The sequence below is a fragment of the Actinomadura sp. B10D3 genome, assembly GCF_039871695.1.
Taxonomy (GTDB): Bacteria; Actinomycetota; Actinomycetes; order Streptosporangiales; family Streptosporangiaceae; genus Spirillospora; species Spirillospora madurae.
In genome coordinates this window covers 1-9622 of sequence record NZ_JBDPLY010000062.1, presented here as the reverse complement: position 1 = coordinate 9622, position 9622 = coordinate 1, and the positions used below count along the sequence as shown (strand labels likewise).

Below are 9622 nucleotides of genomic sequence, written 5' to 3'. Positions count from 1 at the left end.
GACATCCGCGACTGGATCAAGACGTGGAACGACAACCCCAGGCCCTTCACCTGGACCAAGACCGCCGACGAGATCCTCGAACGCCTCGCCTCATATCTTGATCGAATTCCTGGCGCGGGACACTAGGCGGCGGGTCCAGGCGTTCCAGAGGCGTCCACACGAGGCGCCAGCAGCGCGCCTGATTGTTAGTACCCCATCACCATTGGTAGCCAGGTGTGGTGATCAACGAGTCGCCTTCAAGGCAGCAGATGCGGCTGCCACCTGAACCTGATGAACCGTGGCGGATCCGTCCACGCCACCGATATCGACTCCCGCGCAGCCGCCGCTGGGCGGCACCTGTGGTCAGCGGCGTCCTGGCCGTCCTCGGTACCGTGGCTGTCGTTCACCTCGTCGACTCATCCGGGTCAGCGCCATCGCAACCACTCCCTTCTACAGGCACGACGAACCTGAACTACCGGTTGGCCCCGTCCCCCACCGGACATCCCCGCGTTCCCGATAGCGGATCTTCCCCAAGTCACATCCCGCGCGATCACGACCGGCGTGGTGGTGAGGACGAGAGAAACGCGGCAACGGCAGCGGCGGTACCCGGCAAACACTGGGTACCGCCTTCATTGCCGCGCAGCCGGAGCACGTCGAAGCGCAGGCTCCCGCGGCATTCCAGTCCACGGACACATCGGCCACGGCGGCAGCATCAGGTGCCGGGTTTGGTCCGTACCGAGTGCCGACGCCGGTTCCCGCGCGACGCTACGCGCCGGGCCGCGTGTATCGCTTCCGTGCGGCCCTATCTCCGCCGGTGACGGCGTGCCCGGAGCATCGCCCTGGGTGGCCTTTCAGGAGGCCCCCACCTGGGGGACGGAGTCGGACTCCTGCGCATTGTGGATGTCGCTGCGGTCCGGATCGGCGTCCAGGGTGGTGTCGCCGCTGGGCTTGGCGTGTCCGGGTGGTTGGGTGACGGTCAGGCCAGGTTGCCGCCGTGTATGGCGGCGGTCGGCGTTCAGAACGATGGCGGCGGCGTCTTCGGCGGACTGGCGGGCCAGTTGGGGCAGCACGCTGGTGTAGATGTCGGAGGCAATGGCGATCGAGGACAGTCGCAGCGTCTCTTGGACGACCTTCATGTCGTGACCGGCCGCGAGAAGGAAGGTGGCGGCGCCGTGCCGTAGGTCATGCAGTCGGATCGGTGGCAGCCCGGCCTCCATGGATAGTTGTTCGAACTGCTCCGTCACATCGTTGGGGTTCGTTGGTTGGCCGGTCGGAGTGGTGAACACGAAGCCGGTCTCGATCCACGCATCGCCGGCGGCGAGGCGTTCGGCGTTCTGCCGGGCCTTATGGGCACGGAGTTCCTTGATAGTGGTGGAGTCCAGGCTGATGGTGGCCTCGCCCGCTTCGGTCTTGGGTTTGCCTTCGAATGTGTCAGAGCCGATCTGGGTGATCTGCCAGCGGATCGTTGCCGTCCCGTTCCGCAGATCGAGGTCGGGCCAGCGCAGGCCGCAGGACTCGCCGCGTCGCAGTCCTCGGAAGGCGATCAGGTGGTACTGGGTGTACAGGCGGTGGTGGCGGGCCCGGGCCAGGAACTTCCTGGTCAGGGCAGGGGTCCATACCATCACCTTGGACGGGCGTGGGGCGCCGACGTAGGCGTCCAGCCGGTTGATCCGTTCGCCGATGCGCTTGTGCGGTTCGAGCCGGGACTGGCGCTTGCGACGGGCGTTCATCAGCTCGGTATGAGCGGTGAAACTCTTCTCCCAGTGCGTGATTCGCTCATCGGTCCACACCAGTGCCTTGGGCGCCTTGCCTGACGGCAGCTCCACCAAGGCGGCGACGTTGACTTCGACGAGGCGTTGCTTCACGGCTTTGCTCAGCGCGGACCGCAGTGTCGCGCGTATGCGCTGTTTGGAGGCTGGACCGACCACTCGGCGTCCTTTGACCTTGGCGCGAAGGGTGAGGTCTCCGGACTCGCGGGCCATGGTGATCTGTTCGTTGAGTTCATCGTTGGCGTCAAAGACACGGTCCACATCGATGACTCGGAGCCGGTCCAGCAGGATGTGGCCGAGGTGGGATTTGAGGTAGAGCGCGATATGGCTGGCGTAGGAGCGGCGGGTGCCCTCGCGCAGGTTCTTACGTCCCGCCAGCCAGGACTCCAGGTACTCCCCGACCGTGATCGGCCGGTCCAGATCCTGCCCGGCGCGGACCTTACGGCGCACGGTTTCGGGATCGGGAAGCTTCTTGGTGGCTCGGACGGTGCTCACGATCAGGTCCGCGATCTGCACAAGCGTGGTTTCGTCGGTGGCGATGGCCAGCAGTTCCTTGGTCGTGTTCATCGCGTCTTCGGCGGCATCCTGACCGCGGAATCCGCCTCGACGCAGCGGGCTGCGCCGAGTACCTGACGCGGTGGGCGGGAGTTCGAGCTGGTAGCTCCAGCTGCCGTGGGTGCTGCTCCACCGACCGTTTCCGCGCCGCAGTTTCGGGCACTGCTGGCCGAGCCGTTTGCCGTTCTGGTCGCGACATCCGCAGGTTTTGTAGGTGCTTCCCTTGGGGGCCATTCAGTCCTCTTTCTTGCTGTTGGGAGGCTGCCCATCGGTGCTCGGCTGGTCCCCGCCAGCAAGAGCGGTGTTTTCGAGGCCGAGGGCGGCCAGCAGGTCGGCGGTGGACACCCGGTAGCTGCGGCCGACCCGCAGCACCTTGCAGGGAAAGTCCCCGATGCGGGCGAGCTGGTAGGCCTTGGTGCGTCCAACACCGAACGCGCGTCCCGCGGTGACCAGGTCGATGGTGACCGGCAGCGAACGGATCTCCGCCGCAGACAGCCCAGGCTTCACCACTCGCCCCCAGCAACCCGCACGGCCGGGTGACGGCCATCGGCCAGCCACCCGGTCGAGGCTTCGCGGGCTTGGGGATCATGGGTGTCCTCCAGCGGATCGGAACCGCTCCGGCCAGACGACACCCGTACAGCCGCCCGTGGGCGGCCCTGGACGCTTGGACCGGAGCGGCCGTATCGACGCTCGCCTCGCCCCGGCCGGTCAAGGCTCCCCCGCGCCGCGCCGGGCCGTTGGGCGAGGGTAACCGGCGGGGCGATGTACGGCGGGCGTCCTGCTGGGTTGGTCAGGTGCCAGGCGTCGCCGCACCGGTAGGCGCGCAACCGGACCCCGGGAGCGGCGATGCGGGCGGCGTGCCGGGCGGTGCGGCGGGTGGGGTAGCGGGCGCGGCCACAGCGGCCGCACAGGCCCAGCTGGAGGATGGCCAGCAGGTCCAGGACCCGATCACCTACCGGTCGGTGCAAGTGCTGGTTCATCGGCCCTCCTCCTGCGGCAGGTCGGTGGCGCGTTGGAAGATCAGGAGGTCTTCGTGGGCGATGGCGCAGGCGGGGATTCCGCGGTCGCGGGCGCGGCGGGTCTCCAGCATCTGGAAGAAGGAGGCCCGGTTGACCAAGCCGCTGCCGCGCAGCCCGGCCAGCAGCGCGACGTACCGGCCAGCGAGGACCAGACCGTGCTGTGCGGCGGTGTCGATGATCTGGCCGGGCAGGTCGATCAGCTCACCCTTGACGCGGATGGGCCGGATGGTGACCGCGATCGCCCCTCCCGGCCGCAGCAGGGTGGCGCTGCCGACCAGGATGCGGCCGAACCCGTCCACCAGGCCGGGCAGGGGCTGGTGGGCCAGATTGCCGCGGTCGGTGGAGTAGCGGTGGTGGCGTTTAATGATCTTCCCGCCGCCGTTGTCGCGCCCGGACCGCAGATGCCCGTGCGTGCGGGCCCCATACGGCGGTGAGGTGAGCACCAGTGCCGCCCGCCCGCGCAGGTCGCGGTAGATGGTGGCGATATTGCGGGCGTCGCCGCACGCCACCTGCGGCTGGCCGGAGGCACCATGGGCGCGGGCGTGGCGCAGGTTGCCCAGGGTGAGGTGGACGAAGTCGGGCTCGTACTCCACCCCGGCGGCGTCGCGGCCCAGATGGACGGCCTCGACCAGAGTGGTGCCGATCCCGCACATCGGATCGACGACCAGTTCCCCGGGACGGGTGAAGGACTCAATGACGGTGGCGGCGATCGCGGGCAGCATCTTGCCGGGGTGCCGCATCGACTCGGGCGTGTAGCGGCGTTGGCGCTGCAGCCGGGAGGGCCGCTGCCCGGTCGCCAGCACCGACACCGGTAGCGACGCGCCGGTTGAGAGGTGGTGGCTCATCGGGCGCCCCCCTCCCGCCGGGCCTGCGGTTTGGTGAACAGGCACACGTCGGCGTGGACGCTCACCGGTGGCGGCAGCGCGCGTGAGCGGGTGTCGCGTAGCTGGGCCAGGTCGGCGGGTCCGGCCTGGACGACCAGGGCGTCCTCGTCGATCGGGACGCGCAGCGCGATGACGTGCTGGGCGTACCGGAACCCCAGGCCCTGGGCCTGGCGGATGATGCGTGGCGCGGGGTCGATGAGGCGTCCGGCCTGCTGGCGTGTGGTGGTGGCGATGGCCAGGACCCCGCCGGGCCGCAGCACCTTCCACGCTGAGGCCAGGAACAGGCCGAGCTGTTCACTGCTGAGCATCCACAGGTCCGCCCGGCACGCCGGGCAGCTACGCTCCCCCACCGTGCGCGGCGCGTGGCCGCCGGTCTCATACGGCGGCGGGGCCGCGATGACCAGCGCAACATCGCCGAGGTGGTCGGCCAGCGCGCGGGCCATCTGGTCCGGCCGGGCAGGCCGCATCTCCACCCGCTTCAACAACTCCTCGGACAACGAGCCGCGGAGGCGTGCGCCGATGTGCTGGGCGAGCGGGAAATGCGGGACCAGAGCGATGCCGCGGCGGTCGAGGCCGGCGGCAGCAGCCAGGACGGCCTCGCTGGCGGTGAACCCATCGGCGACCAGATCGCCTTCGCCGGTGCAGGTGGTGATCAAGTGTCGGGCCAGTTCCTGACCGACCGCTTGGCGGTGCCGCAGGCAGAGCTTCCTCGCCTGGAGGCCGGACTGGGAGCGACCGCTGTTCGCAGGACCCGCACCGGACGCGTCGGTGTCACGAGCCGGTGTGGTGGTGTCGGAGCACAGCCAGACGGTCAGCGGAACCATCCGACGCTGAGTCTTCGAATCGGCGTTTCGGCCGGTAGGCGGGTTGGACGGTGTGTGGTTCATCTTCTGGGTGACCCGAGACGGCCACCCGATCCCCGTGCAGCAATGAAGCACCGCGTTCGGACGCGGTTTTCAGCTCGTGGCTCGCCACGTTCGAGTCAAGACTGCGCCGGACCGGCTTGGGGCTGGCTGCTCTCAGCGTCACAACATGATCCCCGTACAGTCGGCCGTCCCTTACCGGTCACTCATGTGTGGTGGGGCAAGTCCGGTGGGAGGACGGTACCGGAGGCCAAGAGTGCGGCCAGGGTCACAGCGAAGGTAAGGACAGCGAAGAGAGGGTTGCTGCCGAGGACGTGGGGCGAGGAGTAGCTAGATCATCCATGTGAACCTTGGCCGTTCATTCTCCTGGCCACTTTGAAGATCGCATCAGAAGCCGATTACGGACATCCATTTTTCTCCTAAAGTGACCGGCAGTTCTCTCTTCTCGAGCGCGTCACTTGACCGTGTTGCACGACGACGGCCCCCCGCCGTCTCCAAATAGGTCGACTCGGCTTCCATCTTCCAAGTCGTTGTTAGGTGTAGTAGATTTACGGCATATTATAACAGGAGTGGGCGATGTTGAACGAAGCGTTAGCCGCATTGGCGGCCACGGCGGGAACGGGCGTGGTGACTGCGATGGTCACCGACGGATGGGTGGGCGCCAAACACCGGATAGCACACCTTCTGGGCAGAGGGAATGAAGAGGAGGAGGCACGTGCACTCCTCCAGTTGGAGCAAGCTCGTGAGCAGCTGTTGGCCGGAACGGGAGACCAAGCAGAAGAAATACGTCAAGAGCAGGATGCCATCCTGCGACAACGCTTTGCGCACTTACTGTCAGAGACACCTCACCTTGAAGGGCAGGTGCGTGAGCTGACCGCCTTCTTGGCGGAATACTCCCAACCGGCCGAGAAGATTCAGGTCGACGCTACGGCATATGATCAAGCTCAGCAGCCGCTGCAAGGGCAGGGCATCCAAATCAACAGCTGGTACGCTTCCGCCGGCCCCAGCGTATCCCCGCCCGAGACTATACTGAATACTCTCGTGCCCCCGCCGACGATCATGGTAGGGCGGAGCCAAGCAATCGATCACATACTCGAGGCCTGCCGAGCCGCACAAGCGGAAAAGCAGGCACTTCCAGTAGTGGTAATGCACGGGATGGGTGGCGTCGGGAAGACCGCCATGGCGCGAACGCTTGCCTCGCGTTTGAAAGACCAGTTCCCCGACGCACGCTTTGAGGTGGATCTCTTTGGATTCACGCCCGGAGAACCGCCCCGCCAGGCAGGAGAATTACTGGAAGAGCTATTGGGCCTAGCAGGCTTCGCCGCAGCCGAGATACCTGAGCACACCGCAGGGAAGGCCGGGTTGTGGCGCGCCTGGTTGGCCGGGCGGCGAGTATTGCTAATTTTCGACAACGCCCGCGACGCGACCCAAGTCATACCGCTGCTACCTGGTACTGGAAGCGCTGAGCATTGCCTGGTCTTGGTCAGCAGTCGCAACAGACTGGAGGAACTGGACACGACGTTACGCATGCGGATCGACACTTTGCCCACGACCGATGCTGTAACTCTACTGACGCGCTTGGCGGGCCACAGTGCGGATCAAATCGGCCGTGCCGAAGAACTTGAGGAGCTAGCCCAATTATGCGGACTGCTACCTTTGGCACTGCGGCCGGTTGGCGTACTACTTACTGTGTTGACCGCAGCACAGCTGATTGCGGCCATGCGCGAGGCAAAAAGGCCGCTCCTGCATGTTCCTGACGCCGACCGCGCAGCTGCAACTGCGTTCACGGTGTCCTACGAGGCACTCAGTGGAGAGCTGCAAGCGACATTGCGGGCCTGCGCATGGCATCCCGGACCAGACTTCGAGACTGCATCAATAAGCGCCCTGCGTGACCAGCCTCTACCAATAGTGGCTGTTCAGCTGGCTGAGCTCTTGCGACGTAACATGCTTGCCGGCCTTCCGCATAGTCGTTACGCATTCCATGACCTATTTGCCGACTACACACGACTTCGCGCAGATAAGACAGACGACGAGAAATCCATTACGCAGGCCCGTTACCGTCTCTACGAATGCCTCCGCGGTAGCGCTGCCGCGGCAACCGCAACGCTGCTCAACCATCAAAAATTGGAAACGGACGGTACAAAAGAATCCTTCGCTACGCCGGCTGAAGCTCATACCTGGCTAACGGCCGCGATTGACGAACTCGACACTGCCGCTCACACGGCACTGAGTTATGGCTGGGAGCGGGCCTCTGGACTGGCCCGCCTTGTAGCACTCTTGCTCTACCTACGTGATAGATCTGAACGATGTGCCGCGCTCTACGCCGCGATGTGCGACGCCGCTAAACGCGCTGGCGACCAGCAAGGTGAGGCGAACATCCTTAAGGGTCTGGGAGACGTCGCCCAAGCCCGCAATGACTACGGGCTCGCCGTCCAGCACTACGAACAAGCCCGCAACATCCACGAGCTGATCGGCAACCGACTCGGCCAAGCCAACGCCCTCGACGGCCTAGCGGACGTCGCCCGAGCCCGCAATGACTACGAGCTCGCCGTCCAGCACTACGAACAAGCCCGCAACATCCACGAGCTGATCGGCAACCGACTCGGCCAAGCCAACGCCCTCGACGGCCTAGGCGACGTCGCCCGAGCCCGCAACGACTACCAACTGGCCACCGAATGCTACAAACGTGCCGAAGAACTCTTCCAACTGATCGGCAACCGACTCGGACAAGCCAACGCCCTGCAAGGACTGGGAGACGTCGCCCAAGCCCGCAACGACCACGGGCAAGCCATCGAGTGTTATAGACAGGCTGGCGAATTCTTCCGCGTTATCGGCAATCGGCACGGGCAAGCCATTATATATCTTCGAATTGGAAAGGTCGCGGAGGCTCAGGGAGAGCGCGATTCCGCTCGCACGGCCTACCAGCACGCCAATCAGCTGTTTGTGGAAATAAAGATCACCCATCGGACGGATGAAGCCGGCAAGGCCCGAGACCGACTCGGCTACTCCGAGCAGGAGTAATCCTTACTCGTCCTCGTCATAACGCGATTGGGATGACTCTGACAGAACATGAACGCCACCAAGCCCGACTAAGATAACCGCCACCCACATCCAGCAAGCTCCCGCTCTTCAACGCTGAATGGAGTCCAAATTGGAGTCAATGCATGATGCGACCATGCACGCCTTTGCCAGTGATAATTGGGCGGGCATCCATCCAGAAGTACTCGCAGCCTTGACCACCGCCAACACCGGACACCTGCCATCTTATGGAGATGACGTCTACACTACACAAATGCAGGAGGTCTTCAAAAGTCATTTCGGCGATCAAGTCGAAGCTTGGCCTGTGTTCAATGGAACAGGGGCTAACGTGATTGCCCTGCAATCAATGACCGACCGTTGGTCGGCTGTGATTTGCGCGGAGAGCGCGCATATCAATATGGATGAGTGCGGTGCACCAGAGAGAATGGGCGGACTAAAGCTGCTAACTGTGCCCACGCCCGACGGCAAACTAACTCCCTCCTTGCTCGATCAACAGGCATGGGGCTGGGGCATGGAACATCGCGCCCAACCGAAGGTCGTGTCAATCACACAGACCACGGAGCTGGGAACACTCTACTCTCCCGAAGAGATCGCAAGTATCTGTGTGTACGCTCACGAGCGCGGGATGGCTGTACATCTCGACGGCGCCCGACTCGCGAACGCTGCAGCAGCACTGGACCTCCCCCTTCGCGCCTTCACCACCGATGTGGATGTTGACGTCCTATCCTTCGGCGGGACCAAGAACGGGCTGCTGATGGGTGAAGTAATTGTCGTACTAAATTCAGATGCCTCGCAGGGAATCAAGTATCTGCGAAAATCGGCGATGCAGCTCTCGTCGAAGATGCGCTTCATATCCGCGCAATTTCTCGCGCTTCTCGGGGGAGACCTCTGGTTGCGCAATGCAAGGCATTCCAATCAAATGGCACGTCTTCTCTATCAGGCTGTGCGCCATCTCCCCAAAGTTGAAGTGACGCGTCCACCACAGGCCAACGCAGTATTTGCAATAATTCCCGATGAGGTCACCCAGCGCCTCCAGAAAAGGTTCCGCTTTAACACGTGGAACGTGCACACCGGAGAGGTCCGCTGGATGTGCTCGTTCGACACGTCAGAGGCTGATGTCGAGACCTTCGTTGCAGCATTGACGGACGAACTGCAATCCTGAAGATGCGACGGCTTGATCACCATGTGCGGCAAATGTACAAGGCAGGAGCCTGATCTCAAGCGAACCCGTGCGGTGGACGCACTTATCGAAGACCAATTTGACGCCGATTGTGATAGCATCTACTGTTTCTCGTCGGCCATCGCTTAAGAGAAGTAGGATTGCCATTATCGGCCTATTGACGTTTTCTCACTGACTTTCAGGTGATCCGGCGGTGTTCGAAATGGACTAGTACTCCAGCGGTAAGTCGTGATCTTCAGTGTCTTCAGGTCTGTTGTCGCTGGTAGTGGCATGTGCGTGCGTGGGCTTGATGGCGTCGGCGCCAGAGTGACCAGTGGCGGGTGTGTTCGACAGC

6 protein-coding genes and 1 pseudogene are annotated in these 9622 nt (G+C 63.9%); 3 read left to right on the top strand and 4 right to left on the bottom strand.

The genetic code is table 11. From position 1 onward, the window contains the following. Positions 1-126, top strand: a pseudogene (locus tag ABGB11_RS41955) (IS630 family transposase); the annotation flags it as partial. Positions 127-830: 704 nt separating this feature from the next. Here the strand turns inward: ABGB11_RS41955 and ABGB11_RS41950 are convergent. The 4 genes from ABGB11_RS41950 to ABGB11_RS41935 all read right to left on the bottom strand — a co-directional run bounded on the left by ABGB11_RS41950 (position 831) and on the right by ABGB11_RS41935 (position 4862). Beyond that, positions 831-2537, bottom strand: coding sequence for a site-specific integrase (locus ABGB11_RS41950; protein ID WP_347641274.1), 1707 nt, complete (start codon positions 2535-2537; stop codon positions 831-833). After that, positions 2538-2810: a DNA-binding protein gene (locus ABGB11_RS41945; protein ID WP_347641273.1), complete on the bottom strand. Its 273-nt coding sequence runs from the start codon at positions 2808-2810 to the stop codon at positions 2538-2540. A gap of 469 nt (positions 2811-3279) precedes the next feature. Next, positions 3280-4167: a DNA methyltransferase gene (locus tag ABGB11_RS41940; protein WP_347641272.1), complete on the bottom strand. Its 888-nt coding sequence runs from the start codon at positions 4165-4167 to the stop codon at positions 3280-3282. After that, complete coding sequence (locus ABGB11_RS41935) at positions 4164-4862, bottom strand: hypothetical protein (protein WP_347641271.1); 699 nt, start codon at positions 4860-4862, stop codon at positions 4164-4166. Before ABGB11_RS41935 ends, ABGB11_RS41940 begins: the two co-directional genes overlap by 4 nt. 783 nt (positions 4863-5645) lie before the next feature. Between ABGB11_RS41935 and ABGB11_RS41930 the strand changes: the two genes are divergently transcribed. Further along, positions 5646-8090, top strand: a complete 2445-nt coding sequence (locus ABGB11_RS41930; RefSeq protein ID WP_347641270.1) for a tetratricopeptide repeat protein — start codon at positions 5646-5648, stop codon at positions 8088-8090. 139 nt (positions 8091-8229) lie between these two features. After that, positions 8230-9270: a low specificity L-threonine aldolase gene (locus ABGB11_RS41925; protein WP_347641268.1), complete on the top strand. Its 1041-nt coding sequence runs from the start codon at positions 8230-8232 to the stop codon at positions 9268-9270. Positions 9271-9622: the final 352 nt, after the last annotated feature.

Excerpts from the sequence above, each read along its gene's own strand:
- ABGB11_RS41925 (WP_347641268.1), top strand. The coding sequence starts at position 8,230 with ATGCATGATGCGACCATGCACGCCTTTGCCAGTGATAATTGGGCGGGC.
- ABGB11_RS41940 (WP_347641272.1), bottom strand. The coding sequence starts at position 4,167 with ATGAGCCACCACCTCTCAACCGGCGCGTCGCTACCGGTGTCGGTGCTG.
- ABGB11_RS41950 (WP_347641274.1), bottom strand. The coding sequence starts at position 2,537 with ATGGCCCCCAAGGGAAGCACCTACAAAACCTGCGGATGTCGCGACCAG.
- ABGB11_RS41930 (WP_347641270.1), top strand. The coding sequence starts at position 5,646 with ATGTTGAACGAAGCGTTAGCCGCATTGGCGGCCACGGCGGGAACGGGC.